The organism is Labrys sp. LIt4, assembly GCF_017813775.1.
In the GTDB taxonomy this organism is placed as follows: Bacteria; Pseudomonadota; Alphaproteobacteria; order Rhizobiales; family Labraceae; genus Labrys; species Labrys okinawensis_A.
The window spans coordinates 355,328-379,719 of sequence record NZ_JAGIPY010000001.1; the positions used below are offsets into that span (position 1 = coordinate 355,328).

24 protein-coding genes are annotated in these 24,392 nt (G+C 66.0%); 12 read left to right on the top strand and 12 right to left on the bottom strand.

What is annotated here, in order from left to right; all coding sequences use genetic code 11:
* Positions 1-4: 4 nt before the first annotated feature.
* A complete protein-coding gene (locus tag J8I29_RS01640) occupies positions 5-469 on the top strand; it encodes an Lrp/AsnC family transcriptional regulator (protein ID WP_105861441.1) in 465 nt (154 codons plus the stop codon).
* Between the two features lie 9 nt (positions 470-478).
* On the opposite strand, the gene J8I29_RS01645 is transcribed toward J8I29_RS01640, so the two are convergent.
* The 5 genes from J8I29_RS01645 to J8I29_RS01665 form a co-directional block, all read right to left on the bottom strand.
* A complete protein-coding gene (locus J8I29_RS01645; protein WP_105861442.1) occupies positions 479-1,036 on the bottom strand; it encodes a TetR/AcrR family transcriptional regulator in 558 nt (185 codons plus the stop codon).
* Complete coding sequence (locus J8I29_RS01650) at positions 1,037-1,510, bottom strand: nuclear transport factor 2 family protein (protein WP_105861443.1); 474 nt, start codon at positions 1,508-1,510, stop codon at positions 1,037-1,039.
* A 98-nt stretch (positions 1,511-1,608) separates the two neighbouring features.
* A complete protein-coding gene (locus J8I29_RS01655) occupies positions 1,609-2,679 on the bottom strand; it encodes an Ldh family oxidoreductase (protein ID WP_209430391.1) in 1,071 nt (356 codons plus the stop codon).
* Positions 2,676-2,891, bottom strand: coding sequence for a DNA gyrase inhibitor YacG (gene yacG, locus J8I29_RS01660; protein ID WP_105861445.1), 216 nt, complete (start codon positions 2,889-2,891; stop codon positions 2,676-2,678). Before yacG ends, J8I29_RS01655 begins: the two co-directional genes overlap by 4 nt.
* Positions 2,888-3,511: a Maf family nucleotide pyrophosphatase gene (locus J8I29_RS01665; protein WP_209430392.1), complete on the bottom strand. Its 624-nt coding sequence runs from the start codon at positions 3,509-3,511 to the stop codon at positions 2,888-2,890. The genes yacG and J8I29_RS01665 overlap by 4 nt, the downstream gene beginning before the upstream one ends.
* 300 nt (positions 3,512-3,811) lie before the next feature.
* On the opposite strand from J8I29_RS01665, the gene J8I29_RS01670 reads away from it, so the two are divergent.
* On the top strand, positions 3,812-4,306 hold the full coding sequence (locus J8I29_RS01670; protein WP_105861447.1) for a hypothetical protein: 495 nt from the start codon (positions 3,812-3,814) through the stop codon (positions 4,304-4,306).
* A 118-nt stretch (positions 4,307-4,424) separates the two neighbouring features.
* Here the strand turns inward: J8I29_RS01670 and J8I29_RS01675 are convergent, their stop codons facing one another.
* The 3 genes from J8I29_RS01675 to J8I29_RS01685 form a co-directional block, all read right to left on the bottom strand.
* Positions 4,425-5,276: an oxidoreductase gene (locus tag J8I29_RS01675; protein WP_209430393.1), complete on the bottom strand. Its 852-nt coding sequence runs from the start codon at positions 5,274-5,276 to the stop codon at positions 4,425-4,427.
* A gap of 127 nt (positions 5,277-5,403) precedes the next feature.
* Positions 5,404-6,393, bottom strand: a complete 990-nt coding sequence (locus tag J8I29_RS01680) for a Gfo/Idh/MocA family oxidoreductase (protein WP_105861449.1) — start codon at positions 6,391-6,393, stop codon at positions 5,404-5,406.
* Positions 6,390-7,358, bottom strand: a complete 969-nt coding sequence (locus J8I29_RS01685; RefSeq protein WP_209430394.1) for a Gfo/Idh/MocA family oxidoreductase — start codon at positions 7,356-7,358, stop codon at positions 6,390-6,392. Before J8I29_RS01685 ends, J8I29_RS01680 begins: the two co-directional genes overlap by 4 nt.
* An 89-nt stretch (positions 7,359-7,447) precedes the next feature.
* Here J8I29_RS01685 and J8I29_RS01690 point away from each other — a divergent pair, with 89 nt between their 5' ends.
* From J8I29_RS01690 to J8I29_RS01725, 8 genes are all read left to right on the top strand, one after another.
* Positions 7,448-8,188: a FadR/GntR family transcriptional regulator gene (locus J8I29_RS01690; RefSeq protein WP_348535973.1), complete on the top strand. Its 741-nt coding sequence runs from the start codon at positions 7,448-7,450 to the stop codon at positions 8,186-8,188.
* Between the two features lie 45 nt (positions 8,189-8,233).
* Positions 8,234-9,811, top strand: a complete 1,578-nt coding sequence (locus J8I29_RS01695) for an ABC transporter substrate-binding protein (RefSeq protein ID WP_209430395.1) — start codon at positions 8,234-8,236, stop codon at positions 9,809-9,811.
* A gap of 186 nt (positions 9,812-9,997) precedes the next feature.
* Positions 9,998-10,957 carry an ABC transporter permease gene (locus J8I29_RS01700; protein WP_105861452.1) on the top strand — a complete coding sequence of 320 codons (960 nt, stop codon included), beginning with the start codon at positions 9,998-10,000 and terminating at the stop codon, positions 10,955-10,957.
* 1 nt (position 10,958) lies between these two features.
* A complete protein-coding gene (locus J8I29_RS01705; RefSeq protein WP_245196542.1) occupies positions 10,959-11,840 on the top strand; it encodes an ABC transporter permease in 882 nt (293 codons plus the stop codon).
* A gap of 19 nt (positions 11,841-11,859) precedes the next feature.
* Entirely contained in the window at positions 11,860-12,789 is a 930-nt protein-coding gene (locus J8I29_RS01710) for a dihydrodipicolinate synthase family protein (protein ID WP_245196543.1), read from the top strand.
* 2 nt (positions 12,790-12,791) lie between these two features.
* Positions 12,792-13,808 (top strand): ABC transporter ATP-binding protein, encoded by a 1,017-nt coding sequence (locus J8I29_RS01715; protein ID WP_209430396.1) that lies wholly within the window; start codon positions 12,792-12,794, stop codon positions 13,806-13,808.
* A gap of 1 nt (position 13,809) precedes the next feature.
* On the top strand, positions 13,810-14,790 hold the full coding sequence (locus J8I29_RS01720) for an ABC transporter ATP-binding protein (protein WP_209430397.1): 981 nt from the start codon (positions 13,810-13,812) through the stop codon (positions 14,788-14,790).
* Positions 14,787-15,704: a dihydrodipicolinate synthase family protein gene (locus J8I29_RS01725; RefSeq protein WP_209430398.1), complete on the top strand. Its 918-nt coding sequence runs from the start codon at positions 14,787-14,789 to the stop codon at positions 15,702-15,704. The genes J8I29_RS01720 and J8I29_RS01725 overlap by 4 nt, the downstream gene beginning before the upstream one ends.
* A 149-nt stretch (positions 15,705-15,853) precedes the next feature.
* Here the strand turns inward: J8I29_RS01725 and hisG are convergent, their stop codons facing one another.
* From hisG to hisS, 3 genes are all read right to left on the bottom strand, one after another.
* Positions 15,854-16,840, bottom strand: coding sequence for an ATP phosphoribosyltransferase (gene hisG / locus J8I29_RS01730; protein WP_209430399.1), 987 nt, complete (start codon positions 16,838-16,840; stop codon positions 15,854-15,856).
* The gene (locus tag J8I29_RS01735; RefSeq protein WP_209430400.1) at positions 16,840-17,955 is read right to left on the bottom strand and encodes an ATP phosphoribosyltransferase regulatory subunit; all 1,116 of its coding nucleotides are present in this window, start codon (positions 17,953-17,955) and stop codon (positions 16,840-16,842) included. The genes hisG and J8I29_RS01735 overlap by 1 nt, the downstream gene beginning before the upstream one ends.
* A gap of 101 nt (positions 17,956-18,056) precedes the next feature.
* Positions 18,057-19,538, bottom strand: coding sequence for a histidine--tRNA ligase (gene hisS, locus J8I29_RS01740; protein ID WP_209430401.1), 1,482 nt, complete (start codon positions 19,536-19,538; stop codon positions 18,057-18,059).
* Positions 19,539-20,151: 613 nt separating this feature from the next.
* Here hisS and J8I29_RS01745 point away from each other — a divergent pair.
* Positions 20,152-21,705: a sulfatase-like hydrolase/transferase gene (locus J8I29_RS01745; protein ID WP_209430402.1), complete on the top strand. Its 1,554-nt coding sequence runs from the start codon at positions 20,152-20,154 to the stop codon at positions 21,703-21,705.
* 38 nt (positions 21,706-21,743) lie between these two features.
* Here J8I29_RS01745 and J8I29_RS01750 read toward each other — a convergent pair whose 3' ends face one another.
* Positions 21,744-22,187, bottom strand: coding sequence for a nucleoside deaminase (locus tag J8I29_RS01750; protein WP_209430403.1), 444 nt, complete (start codon positions 22,185-22,187; stop codon positions 21,744-21,746).
* Between the two features lie 132 nt (positions 22,188-22,319).
* Here J8I29_RS01750 and J8I29_RS01755 point away from each other — a divergent pair, with 132 nt between their 5' ends.
* Positions 22,320-24,383: a pseudouridine synthase gene (locus J8I29_RS01755; protein WP_209430404.1), complete on the top strand. Its 2,064-nt coding sequence runs from the start codon at positions 22,320-22,322 to the stop codon at positions 24,381-24,383.
* The last annotated feature ends 9 nt before the right edge of the window (positions 24,384-24,392 follow it).

A 24,392-nucleotide genomic window follows, 5' to 3' on the forward strand; every position in this document is an offset into this window, starting at 1 on the left:
AATCATGAAGCTCGATCAGCGGGACAAGCAGATCCTGGCGATGCTCCAGCTTCAGGCCGACCATCCGCTCGCCGATCTCGCCGAAAAGACGCATTTGTCGCCTTCGGCCTGCTGGCGGCGTATCAAGCGGCTGGAGGAGGAGGGCTACATCCTCCGGCGCGCTGCCCTGCTCGACCGCAAGAAAGTGGGTGTGCCGACCACTGTCTATGTCATGGTCCGTACTGCGAACCATTCGCTGGACTGGCTGGAACGCTTTCGGGCTCTCGTCGCCGACACGCCGGAAATCATCGAGATGCACCGCCTCACCGGGGATATCGATTACCTGCTCAAGATCGTGCTGCCCGACGTCGAAAGCCTCGATCTGGTCTACAAGAAGCTGGTCGCCAAGCTGCAGTTCAACGACATCTCCTCCTACATTTCGATGGAGATGTTCAAGGACACCACGGTACTGCCGCTCACCAATGCCTGACGGGCGAGCTCAGGCGACGGGGATGAGCGCCTTCAGTCGCGCCAGGCGCCGGCCGAACAGGGCGGGATCGCCGAGCGCGCGTGCCGTGACCAGGGCGCCCTGGATGCCGGCGACGATGTCTTCGGCGAGCTCGGCCGCCGCACCGGGTTCCTTGCCCAGCCGCTGCAGGGCTTGCGCCAGGGCATCGCGCCATTCTGCGAAATAGGCGTTGATGCGTTCGGCGAAACGATCGCGCACGTCGGAGAGAGCGAAGACGCCCACGATGCAGACCCGACCGCCCGAATGGAAATAGCGATCCGTTGCCTCGAACATGGCCGAGATCGCCCTTGCCGGGTCCGAAGTGGCGCGCAGCGGCTCGAAGACATGGGTGCGGAACCAGCCATCGATATGGTCGAGCACCGCAGCCGCCATCTCCTCCTTGCCGCCGGGAAAGAAATTGTAGAGGCTGCCCTTGCCCAGGCCCGTGTGCTGGCCGATGAGGGCGAGGCTGGCGCCCTCATAGCCATGGCTGCGAAAGACCTCGGTGAGGGCCGGGATAATGTCGGCGCGCTCGCGGATGGTCTTCATCTAGAGGCCGAGATCGCTGAGGCCCGGGTGGCCGGCGGGGCGGGGAGCGCTGCGGTCCCAGTGGAACTTGCGCTCGCTCTCGGCGATCGGCAGGTCGTTGATGGAGGCATGGCGCACTGCCATCAGGCCGTTCTCGTCGAATTCCCAGTTCTCGTTGCCGTAGGAGCGAAACCAGTTGCCGGCATCGTCATGCCATTCATAGGCGAAGCGCACGCCGATGCGGTTGTCGCCATAGGCCCATAATTCCTTGATCAGGCGATAGTCCTGCTCGCGCTGCCATTTGCGCGTGAGGAAAGCGACGATCTCCGCACGCCCGTTCAGGAACTCCGACCGGTTGCGCCAACGGCTGTCGGGTGTGTAGGCGAGCGAGACGCGCTCGGGGTTGCAGCTGTTCCAGCCATCCTCGGCGGCACGGATCTTCTGGATCGCGGTGTCCCGGGTGAAGGGAGGCAGCGGCGGGCGTTGTTCGGGCATGAGAATATCCTTTCTTGTACCGATTGGTCCATAGTGGACCAATCGGTACAAGAGTCAAGTCCTTCTTTGAAGAGCGGATAGGATGTCCGCGCTCCGCCTCATGCCTTTTGCGGCAGGGTCAGTCCATATTGGCCGGCGAGTTCTGCGAAGGCCTCTTCGCTGACCGGATCGACCGGCACGCCGTTGCGCGCCCGTTCCTCTTCGACAGCCCATTCGCGATCGCCCGGGGCCATCGGCTTGCCGGTCGCGCCCTCCGCCGGCACGGCGGCACGGATATTGGCGAGGTAGCGGGTCATGATCGCGCCATAGACCTCGGGGGCGATGAAGGCCGAAGGATTGATGGCGAGGGCGAAGCCGCCCATGTCGCGCGGGGCACCGGTCGAGGGCTGGCCATACATCGGCACCAGTTCGGTGGAGAGGGCCATGCCGGTGAGGGGCGCCGACAGGATCTCCACCAGGCCGGCCAGCGCCGCGCCCTTGAAGCCCTGCTCGCCGCCAACCGGGGAGAGCACGCGGGCGGCCTCGGGATCGGTGGTGTTGACGCCCTTCTCGTCGACCGCCACGCCCTGCGGCAAGCGCAGGCCGAGCGAACGGTAGAGCAGCACGCGGTTCTGCGGGATTGCGCTGGTCGCCATGTCCATCAGCCAGGGGCGCTGGCCGGGCACCGGTGCGCCGATGGCGATCGGGCTGGTGCCGTGGAAGGCGTCGCGCCCGTCGAACAGCCTGACGGCCGCGTCGGAATTGGCGGTGAGGAGGCCGATGAAGCCCTGCTCGGCCGCCCACATCGGATAGGCGCCGGCCGCGCCCATATGGGAGGAGCGCCGGATGGTGACCGCGCCGATGCCTTGGGTCCTGGCGATGTCCACGGCGACTTCCATGGCCCGGTAGCAGGCCAGATGCCCGATGGCGCCATCGGCGTCGAGAACGGCGGTGGCGCCTTCGCCGCGCAGCACCTCGATCTGGGGATGGCCGTTGATCTCGCCGCTGGCCAGCACCGACAGATAATAGGGCAGCAGCCGGACGCCATGGCTGTCCACGCCGAGGCGCGAGGCATGCATCATGGCGCGGGTGGCGGCCCGTGCCGAGGGGACATCGGCCCCGCCGGCCAGGAGGGCGGATTCGAGAAAGGCTTCGAGGCTGCTGCTCGTATAACGCTGCGGTTCGCTCATCGGTCACGCTCTGTCTTCGGATAATCGTCCCGGTTGTCAGGATCGGCCTGGTCGGCCTCCTCGCCGGGAATGGCGTAGACGCCCTTCAGCCAGCGCGACAGATCGATGTCGGCGCAGCGCTTGGAGCAGAAGGGTTTGCTGGCCTCGACGCTGGGCTTGCCGCAGATCGGGCACTTGCGCTTGACGAGAGGGGTCGGGGTCGGTTCGCTCACAATTCGTCCCTCCAGGTGCCGCGGACCGGGAAGCCCGCACCTTCGAGAAGGCTCACCGTCTCATAGAGCGGCAGGCCGACGACATTGGTATAGGACCCGACGAGCCGCAGCACGAACACGCCGGCCAGGCCCTGAATGGCATATCCGCCCGCCTTGCCGTGCCATTCGTTGGAGTCGAGATAGGCATTGAGTTCGTCGAGCGACAGATGCTTGAAGCGCACCCGCGTCTCCACCAGCCGGGTCCTGATGGTCCCATGCGGATCGGCCACGGCGACGCCCGTCATCACGATATGGCTGCGACCCGACAGCAGGCGCAGGCACGCTTCTGCTTCCTCGCGCGTTTCGGCCTTGGGCAGGATGCGCCCGGTGCAGGCCACCACCGTATCGGCCGACACCGTATAGGCTCCGGTGAGATCGGGCCGGCTCCCGAGGGTCGTCAGAGCGGCCTCGAGCTTGCCCCTGGCAAGGCGCTGCACCAGCATGCGCGCCGCTTCGCCGCGCCTGGGCGTTTCGTCGATATCGGTGGGCAGCAGCGCATCCGGCTCGCAGCCTGCCTGCTCGAGCAAGGCATGACGGCGCGGGCTGGCAGACGCGAGCACGAGCTTGGGACGTTCAGTCATGACAGGCGCAATAGCAGGATTCGTCACGTTTGGACCAGAGACGGCTGAGAAATAGCGACGGCGCCTTTGGATCGCGACCTGTCTTCCCGGAGCGAGCGGCCTTCGAGAAGCATCGGCGGCCAGCAAAAAGTTCCGTAGGGAACACAAGGTTGCGTCGCATCTATATTAGATCGCCCGAGATCTATAAGTGCCGTGCTATGTATTTCATCGCGAGGGGCAGAGGATAATTTGCGCGGCGTGCAACATGCCCGAATGACCTCTGATGATTTCGATTGAATCGGCAATGGGGAAGGGGCTGGCATGCAGCATAAAGGTTATATCGCTTTGGCGGCGGCAGGTATTGCTTTGCTTGGGATCGGGAGCGCCAGAAGCGAGGTCATCGGCCGTTACGACCTGGGACAATGGGTGATCGAAGCCAATGCGAACAACGGCCGTTTCGAATATTGCGCCTCTACCGGCCGATATTCCCGGGGCGCGGCGGTGTACTTCCTGCTGACGCGTGAGGCGGCCTGGGGCATGGTCATCGAGAATCCCAACTGGAATTGGGTCAGGGATTCGCGGGGCGATGTGACCTATTGGGTCGACAATTACCGCTCGCGTGCCGGCGGCGCCAAAGCAACGGCGCCGACCCGGCTCCTGATTCCGCTGGCCGATTCCACGCAGCTCTTCCAGGAGATCCGGGCCGGCCGGGTTCTCTATTTCCAGCCGCGCGGCAACAAGCCCTTCTCGGTCACCTTGAACGGTACGTCGTCGGCCTTGAGCGCGCTGATGCAGTGCGTGGCGCGCTACCGCTAGGGCAAAGTGCGTTTGCACGGAAACGCCATTTCGCTCCAACTCTTTGGACGCAGCACCTTGGTGTCGGCGCGCCTTCGCAAGGCAAGGCCGGCGGCGAGGATTGTCGCCGCCGCTTCGCCTATTCCCCCTCGGGATAATCGGCGCCCTTGGTCACCTCTTCCCAGGCATCGAAATTCTGGGTGAGCTGGGCGATCTTGGTGCGCGCACCTTCGAGCGCGATCTTGCCGAGCAGCAGGCGCAGCGGCGGGTTGTCGGCTTCGACGGCCTTGACGATCGCCTGGGCGGCGCGCACGGGATCGCCGGGCTGCTGGCCGCTATAGCCGCGGATCTGGCTTTGGCGCGCACCGGACGTCTCGCGATAGGCGTCGATGGTCTGCGGCGCCTCGTTGGCCGAGCGTCCGGCCCAGTCGGTCCTGAACGGGCCCGGCTCCACGATCAGCACATTGAGGCCCAGCGGTGCGACCTCCTGGGAAAGCGCTTCCGACAGGGCCTCCACCGCGAATTTGGTGGCGGTGTAGAAGCTGACGGAGGGCGCCGCCCGAAGCCCGCCGAGCGAGGAGATGTTGACGATGGTGCCCGAGCGCTGCTGGCGCATCAGCGGCAGCGCCGCACGCGTCATGGCCGTCAGGCCCCAGACATTGATGTCGAACATCTTGTGGACTTCGGCCATGTCGCTTTCCTCGAACGAGCCGAAATAGCCGATGCCGGCATTGTTCACGAGGACGTCGATGCGTCCGAACCGCTCCTGCGCGACAGCGATGGCGGCATCGATGTCCGCCTGCTTCGTCACGTCGAGCTTGAGCACCAGTGCCGTATCGCCGAACTCCATGACGAAGTCCTCGAGTTGCGCCGGATTCCTCGCCGTGACCACGGTGGGATAGCCCAGCGAAAGCGTATGGCGCGCTAGTTCCCGGCCGAAGCCGGTGGAGCAGCCGGTGATGAACCAGACGGGCTTTGCAATTTCTGACATGACAATCTCTATAGGAGAGCAAAGGTGAGGCATCTTACATAAAAGCTGGGCCTCGTCTCAATAACCCGGGTAAAATCGAATAGGCCGTATAGCTCAGCTGATGAATAGCCGGCTCTTCATTGTATTTTCAGCCCGCTAACCTGATCTCCCGCTTTTCGGCATGGGCGCGGCTGGCCGCTTCGAGGCAGGCGATCAGGTGGCGCGCATAGGCTCCATCGACGGGAACCGGCGCGTTTGCCTCGATGGCGGCTGCCATGGCCCGCCATTCGGCCTCGACGGCCCGCTGCATCCAATCCGGATCGGCGGAATGGGCGATCGGGCTCCAGCTGCCGCCGCGCCCGATCGCGACGCCGTTGTCGAAATCGATCCGCAGCGTGCCGCCTTCGCAGACGAGGTCCATGGCGAAGCTCACGGCGCCGTCGCGATAGCCGATGCTGGCGACCTGGCCGATGCGCCCGTCCGTGAAGCGCAGCAGCATCAAGGCGCTGTCATCGGCTTCCTGCCGGTGGAACCAGGTGCCGGAGAGGGCGCTCACCCCGGCGACCTCGCCGTCCATCAGCCAGACCAGGCGGTCGAGAGCGTGGATGCCGGCCGTCATCAGCATGCCGCCGCCGGTCGCATGGGAGAGGTGCCAGGGGCGGCGATTGGCTTCCATCCACAATTTGATCATCCAGCTCGAGCCGAGCACCGGCCGGCCGAGCGTGCCGCTGTCGAGGATTTCCTTGGCGACGAGGCAGGGGCGGGCGAAATGCATGACATGGCCGACCATCAGCCGGATATCGGCCTCGGCTGAGGCGGCATTGATGGCGTCACATTCGGCCGGCGTCGGTGCCATCGGCTTTTCCAGCAGGATATGCTTGCCGGCCCGCGCCGCCGCCACGGCCATTTCGGCGTGGAGGTGATGGGGCGTGGCGATCACGACCGCATCCACGGCGGGATCGTCGAGCACGGCGCGCCAATCGGTATGGGCGTTGCCGCCATGCTCGCGCGCGAAAGCCCGGGCCGCTGCGGCATCCTCCCGGCAGATGGCTGCGACACGCAGGCCCCCGGTTGCGGCAATCGCCCTGGCGTGCACCGCGCCGAAATGGCCGGCCCCGATGATGCCGATGCCGATCATGCCGCCGTCCTCCGATAGGCCTCGTCGATCAGCGTCATGGCCCGCCAATAGTCCTCGATGCCGACGAGCGGGGGTTGGCCACGGGCCAGCCGGGCCAGCGTGTTCGCCATGAAGGCCTTGTAGCGCTCGCCGGGCGGCAAGGGCGGCTCCTCCTGCGTGGCCGCGTCGTCGAGCGTCGTGATGCGGCAATGGTTTCCGCGGTCGACGAGATAGGCGTTCGCGCTGGAGATGCGCCATTCGAAGTCGCCGCCCGGCGCCATCGAGGCGTAGGTATAGCCGGCCTCCACGGTGACGATCAGCCCCCGTTTATTGCGCAGGACTAGGACGGCGTAGTCCTCGACGGCCTCGCCATGAAGACGGCCGAGGGAGGCGGAAACCAGTTCCAGCCCGTCGTCGCCTGCCAGGGCCAGCGCGGCATCGACGCCATGGATGCCGAGATTGCGCAGGGCGCCGCCGCCGCTGGTCTGCGGTGCCAGCAGCCAGGGCACGCTGTCGATCCGGTAGCGCTCCGGCGGGCCGTTCACGATGCGGAACTGGGCGTGGGAAAGCCCGCCGAGCCGGCCGGCGGCGGCGAGTTCGGCAATACGCGGCCAGATCGGGCTGCAGCGATTGGGAAGCGGCACGGCGATGAAGGCACCCCGCCGGCCGCGTTCCCTGAGCGGTTCGAGTTCGCCTGCCGTTAGTGCCGCGGGCTTTTCCAGCATCACGGCAAGCCCCGCATCGACGAACGCGATGGCGCGCTCGACCAGACCCGTTGGCCTGCCCATCAGCACCACCAGGTCCGGCCGGGCCCCGGCCAAGGCCTCGGGAGAGGCGTGGGTCTCGAGGCCGTTTTCCCGGGCAAAGCGCGCCGCGACGTCGGCATCCTCGTCCCACACCCCGGTGATGGTTGCCCCGGCCTGGCGGGCGGCCTCCCGGTGCAGGGCCGCATGCCAATGTCCGACGCCGGCCAGGGCGATGCGCATGGCCCTTTCCTCCGCGGTTCAAAGATTGACTTGACAGATATCCTACAAGTCAATCACTATCAAGCCACGGACAATGAGGGCTGGTGGCTGTGGACGCTGTGGGAGCAGGCAAGGTGAAGTCGATCAAGCCGCTCGACCGGCCGCCGCTCCTGCATGTCTCCGTGCAGGAGAGCCTGAAAAGCTATATCGCCGACAACCAGCTCGGGCCCGGCTCGGCGCTGCCGCCGGAGGGGTTCCTCGCCCAGCAATTGGGCGTCAGCCGCAATTCGGTGCGCGAGGCGATCAAGGCGCTGGAGTCGGTCGGTATCCTGGAGACGCGCCGCGGCATCGGCGTCTTCGTCAAGGCCTTCTCCTTCGCGCCGCTGCTCGACAATCTCGCTTATGGCCTGGGCGGGGCCCTGCGCGAGGTCGAGGAGGTGCTCGAGATCCGCCGCGTGCTCGAGGTCGGCCTGATTGCCAAGACGGTCGCGCTGATCGGCGAGGACGACATCGAGGAATTGCGCCAGACCGTCGAGCAGATGCGGCAGGCCGCCGAGCGAAACCAGAATTTTGCCGCCGAGGATCAGCGTTTCCACAACCTGCTGTTCCGCTGCCAGGACAATCGCATGCTGACCAGCCTGATCGATGTGTTCTGGCTCGCCTTCTACAAGGCATCGGATTTCGTCAACCTGGCCAATATCGATCCGATGGCCACCTGGCAGGACCATTACGACATCTATGCCGCCGTGGCGGCGCGGGACGTCGAGGCTGCTCGCAGCCGGCTCGACCAGCATTATGACGGCATCGCCCGCCTGCTTGCGACCAGGAAGACAGCGCCGACGCCCGACTGAGAGGCCTGCGGCACGACCAGACAAGAAGAGACGAGGGGAGAAATCATGGCACTGAGGAAGATCGCGCTCTCGCTTTTGGCCGCGACGATCATGGCACTACCCACCACCAAGCCCGCCCGGGCTGCGGATGGCACGGCGATAACCGGGGCCTTCGATGTCGGTCCGGGCGGATTCCAGGGCAATTTCAACCCGCTGGCCGCCACCGGCGGCTTCACCTGGCTCAATCTCTATTTCGAGCCTCTGGTGATCTATGACGGCAAGCTGGAGAAGATCGAAGGAGCGCTCGCCACCAAGTTCGAGGTCAGCGCCGACCGGCTCTCCTACAGCTTCACCCTGGCCGACACCAAATGGCATGACGGCCAGCCTTTCACCTCGGCTGATGTGAAATTCACCATCGAGACCGCCAAGAACGGCGCCACCGGTTCGGTTTTCGCCGCCCGCCTCAGCGCGATCAAGGCGGTCGAGACTCCCGACGCCCATGCGGTGGTCCTGAGGCTGTCGGCCCCGAATGCCGGCCTCCTCGACACGCTGACCCAGCTGATGATGCTGCCTCAGCACGCGCTGAAGGACATTGCGGCGGAGACGCTTGCCAAGAACCCCTGGTGGTCGAAGACGCCAATCGGCACCGGCCCCTACAAGTTCTCGCGCTATGTCACCGACCAATATGTCGAGCTCGCCGCCAATGACGAGTATCGCGGCGGCAAGCCGGTGACGGGGCGCATCATCAATCGCTACTTCGCCAACACGGCCGCGGCCGTGGCAGCCCTGCGCGCCGGGGAGATCAGCTTCAGCTATGTGGAGGCCGATGACGCCGCCTCCTTCAAGGGCAACGATGCCTATCGCGTCATCGACGGCAATTCCTTCGTGGTCAATTATCTCGGCTTCAACCAGGAAGCGCCCCTGTGGAAGGACCTCAAGGTGCGCCAGGCTGTGATGCACGCCATCAATCGCGACGCGATCGTCCAGAGTCTCTATGGCGGGGCTGCCAAAACAGCCAATTGCGGCTATGTCGCCGACCGGCTGCAGCCCGCCGGCCTCGATCCCTATGCCTATGATCCCGAAAAGGCCAAGCAATTGTTGGCCGAGGCGGGCTGGGACAAGATCAATGGCGACAAGCCGATCACCCTGCTGACCTATTATAACACGCCGCAGGCCACCAATGTGCTCGCCGCCGTGCAGGCCATGCTGTCCCAGGTCGGCATCAACGTGGTGCCGCGCGCCGTCGATACGCCGACCTATAACGGCACCATCTATGCCCAGAAGCCGGACTGGAATCAGTTCCCGCTCGTCTATGCCGGCCTGCGCAACGGCCCGGATCCCGGCGGCCTCAACATGGGCCTCAACGAGAAGCAGATTCCGCCGCAGGGCGCCAATTTCCTGCGCATCAGGATGCCTTCGGTGACGCAGGCCTTCGACGCGGCGCTGAACGAATCCGACGACGCCAAGCAGGCCGAGCGCTACCAGGCCGTCTGCAAGGCGATGAATGCCGACCTGCCCTGGGCGACGCTCTGGGTCGCCAATCGCTATGGCGTTGCGTCGAGCAAGCTGAAGAACTTCGTGTGGCTGCCGGCTCCGGGCGGCGGCCCCTATGCGGCTCATCCGGAAAAATGGGCGGTGGAATAGGGAGGCGCGACAAACCTTCTCCCCTTGCGGGAGAAGGTGCCCCGAAGGGGCGGATGAGGGGAGAAACGCGACTTAGCAAGGCATCTGCTTGCCCCCTCATCCGTCATTGCTTCGCAATGCCACCTTCTCCCGCAAGGGGAGAAGGTTAGCCGCGCCTGTCTGATCGCGCCCCCCACGAGGAACGCCATGCTGCGCTACTACCTCAACCGCCTGCTGGTCGGGGCCGCCATGCTCGTCGCCCTGAGTCTGCTGGTCTTCGTGCTGCTGCGCCTGGCGCCGGGCGACCCGATCGACGCCTATATCAATCCGAATGTCGCGATGTCGCAGGAGGACATGGCGGCGGTGCGCAGCCGGCTCGGCCTCGACCAGCCCCTGCCGGTGCAATATGCCGCCTGGCTCGCCAGCGCCGCCAGGGGTGACCTCGGCTTCTCGCTGCAGCGCAACGGTGACACCGTGCTCGGCCTCATCGGCGAGCGTATCGGGCCGACCCTGCTGCTGATGGGGGCCGGGCTGGCGATCGCCATCGTCATCGGCATCGCAACGGGCATTCTCGGCGCGGTCAGGCGCAACTCGCCGACGGATGTGGGCTTGTCGATCGCCGCCTTCTTCGGCATCTCCAGTCCCGCCTTCCTGACGGCCCTGGTCGGTCTCTACGTCTTCTCGGTACTGCTGCGCTGGGCGCCGTCGGGCGGCATGCTCACCCCGGGCGCTCCCTTCTCGGTGACGGACCTGCTGCGTCACCTCATCCTTCCGGCTCTCCTGCTCTCGATCGGACATGCCGCCTTGATCATGCGCTATATGCGGGCCTCGCTGCTGGAGGTGCTCAACCAGGACTATGTGCGCACGGCCCGGGCCAAGGGCGTCAAGGAGTTCTGGGTCATCGTCAAGCATGCGCTGCGCAACGCCCTGCTGCCGGTGGTCACGCTGATCGGTTCCACTATCGGCATCGCCGTGGGTGGCGCCATCTTCCTGGAGAGCGTGTTCAACTGGCCGGGCATGGGGCTGTTGCTCGTCAACGCGGTGTCGACGCGCGACTATCCGGTGATCATGGGGGCGACCCTGGTGGTGGGGGCCTGCGTCATCGTCGTCAACATCCTCACCGATGTCGCTTATGCGGCCGTCGATCCGCGCATCAAGGTTGGCTGAGATGGCGGTTTCGACACAGCTCCGGTCTCGTGGCAATGGCCCGCTCGCTCGGGCTATGAGACGCTTTGCCGCCAATAACGTCACATTGGCGGGCCTCGCCATCCTGCTGGTCATGCTGGCCCTGGTGGTCTTCCACCCCTGGCTGCTGCGCTACAAGCCCAACGACATCGACCTCCTGGCCATCAACAAGGGGCCCAGCGCCGCCCATTGGTTCGGCACGGATGGTGTCGGACGTGACATACTGGCGCGCGTCCTGCGCGGCGGCCGCATCTCCCTGCTGGTGGCAGGCAGTTCCGTGGTGATCTCGCTGGTCATCGGCTATGTCGTCGGTGCGCTCGCCGCCCTGGCGGGGCGGATCGCCGATGCGGTGATCATGCGCCTGGTCGATCTCGCCATGACGCTGCCGCCGGTGATCCTGCTCCTGGTGATCGCCTCGATTACCGGCGCGGGCGTCCTCTCCACCATCGCGGTGATCTCGCTGCTGTCCTGGCCGGTGCTGGCGCGCATGGTGCGGGCGCGGCTGATGGAACTGCGCGAGCGCGATTTCGTCATCGCCGCGCGCGGTATGGGCGCCTCGCTCGGCCACCTGCTCTGGCGCCATGGCCTGCCCAATACCATCGACATTCTCGTGGTCTATGCCGCCCTGCAATTCGCGGCCGCCATCCTGCTCGAAGCGGGCCTGTCCTTCCTCGGGCTCGGTATCCCGGCGCCGGAAGCGAGCTGGGGCAACATGCTGAACGCGGCCCGCAGCACCGTCGTGCTGGAGCAATATCCCTGGCAATGGCTGTTTGCCGGCGGCGCTCTCGTCCTCACGGTGCTCGCCATCAATTTCGTCGGCGACGGCCTGCGCGATGCCTTCGATCCCCGTTCCGAACTCAACTGATTTCAACAAAAGGTCTGCCATGTCCTCCGCATCTCCCCTGTTCCATGGCGTCGTGCCGCCGGTCGTCACGCCTCTGACCGCAAGCCTCGAAGTGGACTATCCCTCCTTCGCGCGGGTGATCGAGCATCTGATCGCGGGCGGCGTGCATGCGCTTTTCGTGCTGGGCTCGACCAGCGAGGTCGTCTTCCACGACGAGGCCACGCGTCGGAAGGTGCTGGAATTCGCGATCGACAGGGTCAATGGCCGGGTGCCGGTTCTGGCCGGCGTCGTCGATCCCACCACCGATCGCGTCATCGCCCACGCCAGGACGGCGCAGTCGGTCGGGGCGAGCGCCGTGGTCGCCACCGCGCCCTTTTATGCCCGCACCAGCGCCCCCGAGGTGATCGATCACTTCCGCACCTTGCGCGAGGCCATCGACGTGCCCGTGGTCGCCTATGACATCCCGGTCTGCGTGCATTTCAAGCTCGACCGCCACACCGTGGTGACGCTGGCCCGCGAGGGCAGCATCGTCGGCCTGAAGGATTCCAGCGGCGACGACGGCAATTTCCGCTATGCCCTGATGGATCTCGCCGACCGCCCCGAGATCATGATGATGACCGGCTCGGAAATCGTCTGCGACAATGCCCTGCTGATGGGTGCCCACGGCATCGTGCCCGGCCTCGCCAATGTCGATCCCGCCGGCTATGTCCGGCTCTACGACCTCTGCCGCAAGGGCGACTGGACTGGCGCACGCCGGGAACAAGAGCGCCTGTGCCGCCTGTTCGAGATGGTCTGGGTCGCCGCGCCGCGCGTCAGCGCCGGTTCGGCCGGCGTCGGCGCCTTCAAGACGGCGATGCGCCGGCTCGGGATCATCGAGACCAATGAGATGGCGCGTCCCCAGCGGGCGCTGAACGACGCCGAAGCGGCCGCGATCGAGACGATCCTGCGCCAGACCGGTCTGTTGGCCTGAGCATGGCCATGGCCGCGCAGCCGATCCTCGCCATCGAAGGGCTGAACACGGTGTTCCGCGTCAGCGGGCGCGAAGTGCCGGCGGTGTCGGAACTCGATCTCGCCATCGGCGTCGGCGAAACACTGGCGCTGGTGGGCGAGTCCGGCTCCGGCAAGTCGGTGACTGGCCAGTCCATCATGGGATTGCTGCCGGGCAGGATCGCGCGGGTGGCAGGCGGAAGCATAAGGTTCCGGGGCAGGAGCGGCGCCCTGCGCGATCTCACGACGCTCGATGCCGAGGAGCGCCGGCGCATCCGCGGCAACGAGATCAGCATGATCTTCCAGGAGCCGATGACCAGCCTCAACCCGGTCTATACCATCGGGGACCAGATCGCCGAGCCCCTCCGCGTGCACAAGGGCCAGCCCCGCAAGGCGTCCATGGCCGCGGCCGTGGCGCTGCTCGACAAGGTGGGCATCCCCGATCCCGCCCGCAGGGCCGGGCAATATCCACACGAACTCTCCGGCGGCATGCGCCAGCGCGCCACCATCGCGATGGCGCTCGCCTGCGATCCGGTGCTGCTGTTCGCCGACGAGCCGACCACGGCGCTCGACGTCACCATCCAGGCCCAGATCCTCGACCTCCTGCGGCGCCTGCAGGCGGAGAACGGCATGGGCGTGCTGTTCGTCACCCACAATCTCGGCGTGGTCGCCGAGATCGCCCACCGCGTTGCCGTGATGTATGCCGGCCGCATTGTCGAGCAGGGCCCTGTCCGCGAGGTCTTCCGGCGCCCCCGGCACCCCTACACCAAGGGCCTGCTGGCCTCGGTGCCCAGGCTGGGCGAGGCGACCCGGTTGAGGCAGGCCGGCGGCCGGCTCGCCGCCATTCCCGGTGCCGTTCCCAGCCTTTCTGCCATGCCACAAGGGTGCGCCTTCGCCGCCCGCTGCTCCCTGGCACTGCCGGCTTGCCGGGAAGCCATGCCCGCTCTGGCGGAAGTCGGGCCTGATCATGCCAGCCGCTGTATCCGTTCGCAGGAGTTGTGAGATGGAGAGGTCCCCTTCCGGCTCACCGCTGCTTCAGGTACGTGGCCTCGCCAAGCAGTATGGCGGCGGTTTCGGCCGCGCCGCGCCCATCCGGGTGCTCGACGACATTTCCTTCGAGGTGAAGCGCGGCGAGGTCGTCGGGCTTGTCGGCGAGTCCGGCTCGGGCAAGACCACGATCGGGCGCTCGATCCTGCGGCTGATCGAGCCGAGCGCCGGCGAGATTATGTTCGACGGCAGCGATATTGCGCGCCTGTCGCCCGGGGATCTGCGCCGCCAGCGCCGGCGCATGCAATATATCTTCCAGGACCCCTTCGCCAGCCTGTCGCCGCGCATGACCATCGGCGAGATCCTCACGGAAGGGCTGCACATCCAGGCGATCGGCACGCGCCGCGAACGTCTCGACAAGGCCCGTGCTGCCCTCGAAGCCGTCGAGCTGCCGCCCGATGCCCTCGACCGCTATGCCCACGAATTCTCCGGCGGCCAGCGCCAGCGCATCGGCATTGCCCGGGCGCTGATCCTGCAGCCGGACCTGATCGTCGCTGACGAGCCGGTTTCGGCCCTCGACGTTTCGATCCAGGCCCAGATCGTCAATCTCCTGCGCGACCTCCAGGCCCGCCTCGGCCTGACCATGCTGTTCATCTCGCATGACCTGGCGGTGGTGGAGTTCATCGCCGACCGCGTCATCGTGCTCTATCTCGGCCGCATCATGGAGATCGCCCCCTGCGACCGCCTCTACGAGGCGCCCAGGCACCCCTATACACGGGCGCTGCTCTCGGCGATCCCCGAACCGGACCCGGAACGGCCGCGCGAGCGCCAGATCCTGAAGGGCGACATTCCCTCGGTCGCCAATCCGCCCTCGGGCTGCGTCTTCCGCACCCGCTGCCCGCATGCCATCGAGGCCTGCGCCCGCGAAATTCCCAGGCTCGAGGAAGTCGAGCCCGGCCATTTCAAGGCCTGCATCCGACAGGACATCAGCGCATGACCCTTCGCGGCAACTGGGCAACGCTGCTGCTGCCGATCGCAGCCGACGATGCCATCGATTTCGGTCGCCTCGGCGAGGAGATCGACATCCTGATCGCTGCTGGCGTCGACGGCATCTACTCCAACGGCACGGCCGGCGAATTCCACAACCAGACCGAAACCGAATATGAGGCGATCCAGGCTCTGCTGGCCGAAAAATGCCGGGCGGCCGGCATGCCCTTCGTGATCGGCGCCTGCCAGGGAGATCCCCGCCAGTCGCTTGAGCGGGTGCGGCGGGCGGCCGGACTGCAGCCCGCGGCCATCCAGGTCATCCTGCCGGACTGGTGGCCGGTGACCGACGAGGAGGCGATCGATTTCCTGGCGATGATGGCGGAAGCGGCACGCGAGTTGCCGCTGGTGCTCTACAATCCGCCGCATGCCAAGAGGGTGTTGCCGCCGGAGGTGCTCGGCCGGCTCACGCAGGCGGTCCCGTCTGTCAAGGCCATCAAGCTCGCCGATGGCGACGAGGCCTGGTACGCGGCCGCGCGCCGGTATCTTGCAGGCATCGCGCTTTTCGTTCCCGGCCATCACCTCGCCACCGGCCTCAAGGCGGGCGTGGCGGCCGGCGCCTTTTCCAATGTCGCCTGCCTCAGCCCCCGCGGCGCCCAGGCCTGGGCGGATAGCATGGCCGATGCCATCGAGACCGCGCTCGATCTGGAGCACCGCATCTGCCGCTTCATGGACGAGCATATCGTGCCGTTCCGGCGCGATCACGACTATTCCAACGCCGCACTGGACAAGCTCCTGGCCGCGATCGGGGCCTGGGGCCCCGTCGGTCCACGCTTGAGGCGCCCCTATCGCTGGATCCCGCAGAGCGAGGCGGAGAAGCTGAAGCCGGTCGCCAGAGCCCTTATGCCGGAACTGTTCGAAGCGTAACTTCCTGGGGGAGGGCCGGATGTCTCGGTCAGCCGCCAACATTTGCTGGGACTAGCGCGGGATTGGAGGGTCGATCTCCAGATCGACCATCTTGGAAACGTAGCGTTTGCGAGGAAGAAAGATGCCGATCTGGAGATCGGCACCCCTATCTAGCTCAGCTTCTTCTCCAGCTCCGCATAAAGCGCGCTCTGCGGCTCGAAGACGAAATCGAGGCTGGTCACCGCGATCGAAGCGGCGCCCTGCGCCGTCAGCCAGGCGGCGAAGTCGAACACCTGTCCGGCCGGGACCAGGAAGGTGAGGGGCTGGCCCTGCGCCGGCAGGCCGAAGGGGGCGCTGGCGCCGAACAGGCCGGCGGCATCCTGCAGATGCTGCTGGTTGACGCCGCGCAGGATGCAGCGGATTTCGCGCTGGGCACTGCCCTTTGCCTTGGCGGCAAGGCGGCCGAGCATGGCTGCCGCGCCGGCGCGGGCACGTTCGTTCCAGTCGGCACCGAGCGAGGCGACGAGATTGGCCTGGCTCTTCAGCATGATGCCGTCCTCGACCACCTTCAGTGCGTTGGCGGTGAGGGTCGAGCCCGTGGTGGTGATGTCGACGATGAGATCGGCCGCCCCGGAGGCCGGTGCGCCTTCGGTGGCGCCCAGGCTCTCGACGATCAGATAGTCGGCGACCCCATGGGCCGAGAAGAAGGCGCGGGTCAAATTGATGTATTTGGTCGCGACCTTGAGGCGGCGGCCATGGCGCTGGCGAAAGCTTGCAGCGACATCTTCGATGTCGGCCATGGAGCGCACGTCGATCCAGGCCTGCGGCACCGCGACCACGACATTGGCCTGGCCGAAGCCGAGCGGCTGCAGCAGGGTGACGCGTTCATCGGCGCGCGCAATGTTCTCGCGCACCAGATCCTCGCCGGTGACGCCGAAATGGATGGCGCCCGAGGCGAGCTGGCCGGCGATCTCGGAAGCCGAGAGGAACAGCACCTCCACATCGTCCATGCCGGGCACGGAGCCGCGATAGTCGCGCGCGCCGCGTTCCTGCACGAAGCGGATGCCGGCACGCTCGAAGAAGGCCGTGCAGTTTTCCTGCAGCCGGCCCTTGGACGGGATGCCCAGAAGCAGCGGGGAGGGAGAGGGATTGGTCATCATGCGTCTCCGCCGAACCGGTCGAGCCAGATCGAGCAACCCACGGCCGGCACGGCCTCGGCGGCGCCGAGCTGGGCCATCAGCTGGTCGTAGCGTCCGCCGCCGACGCGGGCGGCAGCTTCCGGCTCGGCCGGATCGGTCAGCTCGAAGACGAAGCCGGTATAGTAATCGAGGCGCCGGCCGAAGCCGGTGGCGAACTTGATCGCGCCGACATCGATGTCACGGGCGGCGAAGAAGCCGGTGCGTTCGTCGAAGGCATCGAGCGCCGCGTTGAGATCGAGCCTGGCTTCGCCGGCAATGGCGCGCAATTCGGCGCTGGCACCGTCGGGATCGCCGCTGACGGCAAAGATCCGCCGGGTGATCGCCACCTTGTCGGCATCGACGCCGAGACCGGAGGACAGCGCCGCCTGTTCCAGGAACCGGTCGGCGATCTCATCGACGCTGCGTCCGCCGATCGGCTGGATGCCGGCGATCGACAGGAGATCGGCGACCGCGGCGCGGGCCGATCCCGGGTCCGAGCCTTCGAGGGCCGCAAGGAAGCCCGCATAGGCGGCGGCGCCGTTCTTGGGGGCGGCGCTGCCGAGGCGGGCAAGATCCTCGTCGAGATCCTTGGAGCGCCTGAGGTCGCTGGTCAGGCGGCGGCGCCAGACCGGCGGCAAATCGAGCGCATCGAGCATGGCGGTGACGATGCCGGCATCGCCCATGCGGATGTCCGGCCGGGCAAGGCCGAGATCCCCGGCCGCCTCCAGGGCGATGGCCAGCATCTCGGCATCGGCGGCCGGCTTGTCGCCGCGGCCGAAATTCTCGAAGCCGGCCTGCAGGAACTCGCTCGGGCCGTCGGTGCGGAAGCGGAAGACCGGTCCGCGATAGGCATAGGCGCCGACCCCGCCGGCCTTCACGGCCTCGAGATGATGCAGCGACACCGGAATGGTGAAGTCCGGCCTGAGGCAGAATTCCCGTCCCTCGGCATCCGCGGTCAGGAAGGCGCGGCGGCGCATGTCCTCGCCGAGGAGATCGAGGAACAGGCCCGCCGGCTGCAGGATCGGCGGGTCGACCAGCTGATAGCCCGAGCGCGAGGCAAGCGCGTCGAAGGCTTCATAGGCGGGATGGGGCATGCCGGCGGTCCATGGTGAGTGTCGGGGTCTTCTAGCAGGGCAGGGCCCGGGGTGCGACTGGAAAGGGCAAACGAGGTTTATGCTCGCCGGGGATGACAGCGTCATTCTGCTCCCAGCATCTCCTTCACCACCTTCACCAGCTCGGCCCTCGGCACCTGGCGCTGGGCGACGCGGGCTTCGCGCCATTCGGTGTTGCCTTCGATGGCCTTGGCCATTTCGGCGCCGAGCGCCAGGTCCTTGAGCTGGACCTCGCCCTTCTCGGCCTCGTCCGAGCCCTGGATCACCGCGATCGGCGCCTTGCGGCGGTCGGCATATTTGAGCTGGGCCTTCATGCCGGAACCGCCGAGATAGACCTCGGCGCGGATGCCGGCCTGGCGCAATTCGCTGGCCATCGCCTGATAGTCGGCGAGGCGCGCCTGATCCATCACGCAGACCACGACGGGCCCGGCGACACCGGCGGTGTCGACGCGGCCGAGGGCGGTCAGGGCGGAGAGCAGGCGCGAGACGCCGATGGAAAAGCCTGTCGCCGGTACGGGCTCGCCGCGGAAGCGGGCGACGAGACCGTCATAGCGCCCGCCGCCGGCGACCGAGCCGAAGCGCACCGGCCGGCCCTGCTCGTCCTTCACCTCAAAGGTCAGCTCCACCTCGTAGACGGGGCCGGTGTAATATTCGAGTCCGCGCACGATCGAGGTATCGATCAGGATGCGGTCGGTGCCGTAGCCGGATTTTTCGACCAGTTCGGCGATGCGCGCGAGCTCCTCGACGCCCTCGCTGCCGGCGGGCGAGCCCGACACCAATGGGCGGATGCGCGCAAGCGTGTCGGCATTGGAGCCGCTCTGCCCCGCCACATAATCGAGAATGGTCTGCGCCTGGCTGTCGTCGAGGCCGGCACCTTTGGTGAAATCGCCGGACTCGTCCTTGCGGCCCGCTCCGAGCAGGGCCCTGACGCCCTCCAGGCCCAGCCGGTCGAACTTGTCTATGGCGCGCAGCACCGTGAGGCGGCGGCCGGCGTTCTCGTCACCCGCCAGGCCGATCGCCTCCATGATGCCGTCGAGCACCTTGCGGTTGTTAACGCGCACCACATAGGAGCCGCGGGGAATGCCGAGCTTTTCCATGGTGTCGGCAGCCATCATGCAGATCTCGGCATCGGCGGCGACGGAGGCTGAACCCACGGTATCGGCGTCGAACTGCATGAACTGGCGGAAGCGGCCGGGGCCGGGCTTCTCGTTGCGGAAGACGTAGCCGGCCCGGTAGCTGCGATAGGGCTTGGGCAGGGCGTCGAAATTCTCGGCGACGTAGCGGGCAAGCGGCGCCGTCAAATCATAGCGCAGCGACAGCCACTGCTCGTCATCGTCCTGGAAGGAGAACACGCCCTCATTGGGGCGGTCCTGGTCGGGCAGGAACTTGCCGAGCGCGTCGGTATATTCGACGAAGGGCGTCTCGACCGGGTCGAAGCCGTAGCGCTCATAGACTTCCTGGATCACGGAAACCATCGCGCGGGTTGCCGCGATCTCTCCGGCATTGCGGTCGACGAAACCGCGTGCCTGCCTTGCCTTCAATTTCTGCTTCTTCTCGCCCGACATCGTTGCAAACCTTCAAAATTCTTGCCGCTGTTTAGGCAGCAAAACCGGCCGGGGCAAGTTTTGGCACAAGAATAATCGCTGCGATCTCGAATCCGCGAGCCGAGCTCTCCGATTGCAGCCGCGCCCCCAGGCATGTCGCCCGAAAGGCTTTGATCGAATGGCTCAGCGGCGCCGCGTGACGATACGCACGACATAGATGAACACGACAAGAAACGCGATCAGGATGAGCCAATGTGTGATTGCAAACCCGCCCACGATGTCCAGGTTCTGAAAGCCTGAAAGGTAACAGGCACGGCGCCGAAACGACAGCCCGTTGCCACCATCCTGGCCATAGTGCGAGACAGCTCCTATTTTTGTCATTATTGTTCTGTTTTTAAGCAATTTGGATTAAATCTTCGGCCGGATCGATACAGATGCTCTCGGCCGACCTCCCGGAACTAAGAACATAATTGCCATTTATGTGGTTTACATGACTTCATTTTCGCGAATTTTTGCTAAGAAGATACTAGAGATTGCCCTTGTAGCAGCGATCCTGAGTATTCCAGATGTAATATTTTCTTGTCTTGGATGGGATATTTCGCCGTTCAGAACGAAGGAATATTTTGTAACATTATTGTCATTTTCAGTGCTCTTCGCCTTGTCGGCGGGGACCTGGTTCAGAATACTCATCGTCGTCCTGGTGTTCTTGAATCAGGCCATCTGGCTGAGCTCGCTCGTATATTTCGGAGCGCCCCTCACGCCCGAGCAGGTCAGGCTGTTTTTCAGTGATACGGCCGATTCCGTTTCGACCGGCTTGCAGGTCCAGAGCGAGTTCCTGCTGCCGATGCTCCTGGCGCTGGCGACGGCTGTCCTGCTCGTGGCACTCTCGCTGATCCGCCCCCTGCGGAGCGGGAGATCCTGGGCATTCTCCCTCCTGCTCGTGGTGGCGCTCGGTGGCGTCGCCGCCCGTTGGGAATTGCACAAATTGCCGAGCGTGGTGCAGGCCAATGCCTATTCGGCTTCCTTCATCTCCAGCGCCAATGCCGGCGTGCTGGCCTATCGCGCCAGCTGGGCACCCGCGCCGCCTGCTTCCCTCAATGGGCTGGCCGATCATGTCTTCGACAAGGCCGATATACCGGAGGGCCGGGCGACCGTCGTGTTCGTGATGGGCGAATCCATCAATCCGGTGCGGATGTCGCTGTTTGGCGCGGCACGGCAGACCACGCCGCGGCTCGATCACCTGTTCAGGGAACCGCCGGCGGGATGGCGGATGTTCGCCAAGATCGGCTTTTCCGGCGGCGTGGCCACGCTTGCCAGCGTTCCCTCCGCGCTCAGGCTCGTCTATTTTCCCAATTTGGCCGAGCGGCAGCCGGTGAATATTTTCGACATCGCCAAGGATGGTGATTTCGCCAGCTACTACTATTCGGCCCAGGCCATCCACACCATGCAGATCGCCGGCGGAGCCCGGCATGCCCTGCAGTCCAAGACGGTGGAGACCTATGACGAGACGGCCGAAAAATCGGCCGAGGAGTCGCTTGCCGACGACGTCAAGGACGTGCCTGCGGCGGAGCGGCGCTTCATTTATGTCCATCAGCGCGCCGATCACGAGCCTTATCTCGACAATTGCAAGAAATATGCGGGCGAGTTCCAGGTGTTCACGTCACCTGACGGCAGCGCCGACGAAGCCCGGCGCGCACGCTACGACACCGGCCTGCAGTGCTGGGATCGCAGCACCAGCGACATCATCGCCACCATGCTGGCCGAGAAGGATCCGGTCTATATCTTCGTCACCTCCGACCACAATGAGCTGATGGGCGAGGACGGGTTGTGGGGACACCTGATCCGCCACCTGCGCACGGCGGTGGTGCCGGTGATGCTGATGACCAACAGGCCGGATTCGGCGATCGCCACTGCGTTCCGCCAGCTCGACCGTCCCACCCAGTTCCAGCTCATGCAATTGACGGCCCAGGCGATGGGCAAGACGGTCGCGATCAAGCAATATGATCCGTCGGTCTTCTATGTGAACGGCACCATGCCGTTCGGCCAGGCTAAATATATGAAGGTCGATCGCCAGCCGGACGATCAGTATCAGATCTCCCATTTTGCCAGCGACGGCTCGCCGGCCGAACCGCCGGAACATCTGTCCTTGAAGGGGGTGCCCAAGGAGCCCGGACATCTGGGCTCCTGAAGGATGTTCCGGAGCGTGGACCGGAAAGTGGATGCCGGCTAACGCCGCAAGCGGAAGAAATCCTGCAGCAAGGTCCGGGCCGCGGTGGCGTGGATGCCGGAATAGACGTCCGGGCGATGGTGGCAGGTGGGGGAAGCGTAGAACTGCACGCCATTCTCCACCGCGCCGCCCTTGGGATCGTCGCAGCCGAAATAGAGGCGCCGGATGCGGGCGAAGGAGATCGCGGCGGCACACATCGGGCAGGGTTCGAGGGTGACATAAAGGTCCGCGCCGACGAGGCGCTCGCTGCCCAGTACCTGGGCGGCGGCGCGGATGGCGAGCATTTCCGCATGGGCAGTGGGGTCTTTCAGCGCCAGGGTGCGGTTTCCTTCGCGCGAAAGCACCACTCCGTCCTTGACGACAACCGCGCCGACAGGTACCTCCCCGCGACCTGCGGCAGCATGGGCTTCCTCCAGCGCCAGTTCCATGATCGAGCGCTTCATCTCGTGACATGCCGCCTTTTCTGCTAAAGCGTTTCCCGGTCCCGGTGGGATCGGAAAGACGCCCCTCTTTTCAAGGAGTTTTGGAATACCCGCCGTTACGATGGTAGCTGTGGGCTATTCCAGCAACAATCGATGTCCGACGATAAACGATCTGGCGGCGGCGGCCGCAAGCCCCCAAGCGGGGGCAAGAAGCCATTTGGCCCCAAGAAGACTTCCGCGGGTGCTGGACCTCGTCGGCGTGGCGTGGATGGCGATGCGCCGCCCCGCCGTTCCTTCCGGGACCGTGACGAGGGCGGCGAGACCCGCCGGGAGCGTCCGGCCCGTTCCTTCGCCGAGCGTCAGGACGGCGAGCGTCGCCCGGCGCGTTTCAAGCCGCGCGAGGAGGGGGATTCCGAGGCCCGTCCCGCCCGCCGTCCGTTCCGCGAGCGTGACGGCGGCGAGGAACGCGCCTTCAAGCATCGTCGCTTCGAGGAGCGCGGCGAGCGCGGGGAAGCACGCCGTCCGTTCCGGTCGCGCGACGAGGGGGCCGAAGGCGGCTTCCGGCCGCGCCGCGATGCCGAGCGCGGGGAGGGCGGTGAGCGCTCCTTCAACCGCAAGCCTCGCCGGGAGGGCGAGGAAGGCGGGCGCTCCTTTGCGCCGCGTCGTTTCGACACGTCCTTCGAGCCCCGCGAGGGAGGCCGCAAAGCCTTCGAACCGCGTTTCGACGATCGCCAGGAGGAGCGGGGGCCGAAGCGCGCCCCGCGTCGCGCCGAGGCCAAGACCAAGGCGGAAGTGGTGGCCAAGCCGGATGCTGAGGCCAAGACCGGGGCCTTTGCCGGGGAGCGTGTGGCCAAGGTGATCGCGCGGGCCGGGCTGGGATCGCGCCGCGATGCCGAGACCTGGATCGAGGAAGGCCGGGTCGCCGTCAATGGCGAGGTGCTGACCAGCGCGGCGCTCAATGTCCAGGTGGACGACAAGATCACCGTCGACGGCAAGCTCCTGCCCCGGCGCGAGCGCACGCGGCTGTGGCTCTACCACAAGCCCCGCGGCCTGGTGACCACGGAAAAGGATCCGGAAGGGCGCCCGACCGTGTTCGAGAACCTCGATCCGTCGCTGCCGCGCGTGATGTCGGTGGGCCGGCTCGACATCAACACCGAAGGCCTGCTGCTGCTCACCAATGACGGCGGCCTAGCGCGCCAGCTCGAACTGCCCAAGACCGGCTGGCTCAGGCGCTATCGCGTGCGGGCCTTCGGTGAGACCGACCAGGTTCAGCTCGACAAATTGTTCGAGGGGCTGACGGTCGATGGCGTCGACTATGGCCGCATCGAAGCGCGTCTCGACAAGGAGCAGGGATCCAACTCCTGGCTGACCCTCGGCTTGCGTGAAGGCAAGAACCGCGAAGTCAAGAACGTGCTGGGTTCCATCGGCCTGGAGGTCAACCGTCTGATCCGCGTGTCCTACGGGCCGTTCCAGCTCGGCGATCTGGCCGAGGGCGCCGTCGAGGAAGTGAAGACCCGTGTTCTGATGGATCAGCTCGGTCCCGAGCTGATTGCCGAGGCTGGCTGCGAGTTCGAAGCGCCGATCCACGAGGCTGCCGGCGATAAGCCGGCCAAGGCTGTGGCCAAGCCCGCAAAGGGCGGTCCGGCGCGCGGGCTTCGTGTCAAGTCGGAGGAAGACGGCAAGGAACGCGTGATGCGCGGCAGCCTGGTCGAGGATCGCCACGGCCGGCGCGTGCTTGTGCAGCGGGTCGCCGATGTGCCCGAGGAAAAGCCGGCCCGGCGTAAGCCGTTCCGTTCCGGCGACCAGGAGGGCGGTGATCGCCCCTTCAAGCCTCGTGCGCCCTTCAGGGATCGTGACGAAGGGGGCGAGCGCCCGCGCAAGCCCTTCCGTGCGCGCGCCGAAGAGGGCGGCGACCGTCCCTTCAAGCCTCGTGCGCCCTTCAGGGATCGTGACGAAGGCGGTGATCGTCCGCGCAAGCCCTTCCGGCCGCGTGCCGAGGAGGGCGGCGACCGTCCCTTCAAGCCGCGTCCCTCCTTCCGCGATCGCGACGAAGGCGGCGAGCGCCCGCGCAAGCCCTTCCGTGCGCGCGCCGAAGAGGGCGGTGACCGTCCCTTCAAGCCGCGTTCCACCGCCCGCGATCGCGACGGAGGCAACGAGCGTCCGTCACGGCCGCGCCCCGGCGGCAAGCCGGGTGGTGCGCCGCGCCGGGGCCGTTGACGGCTGATC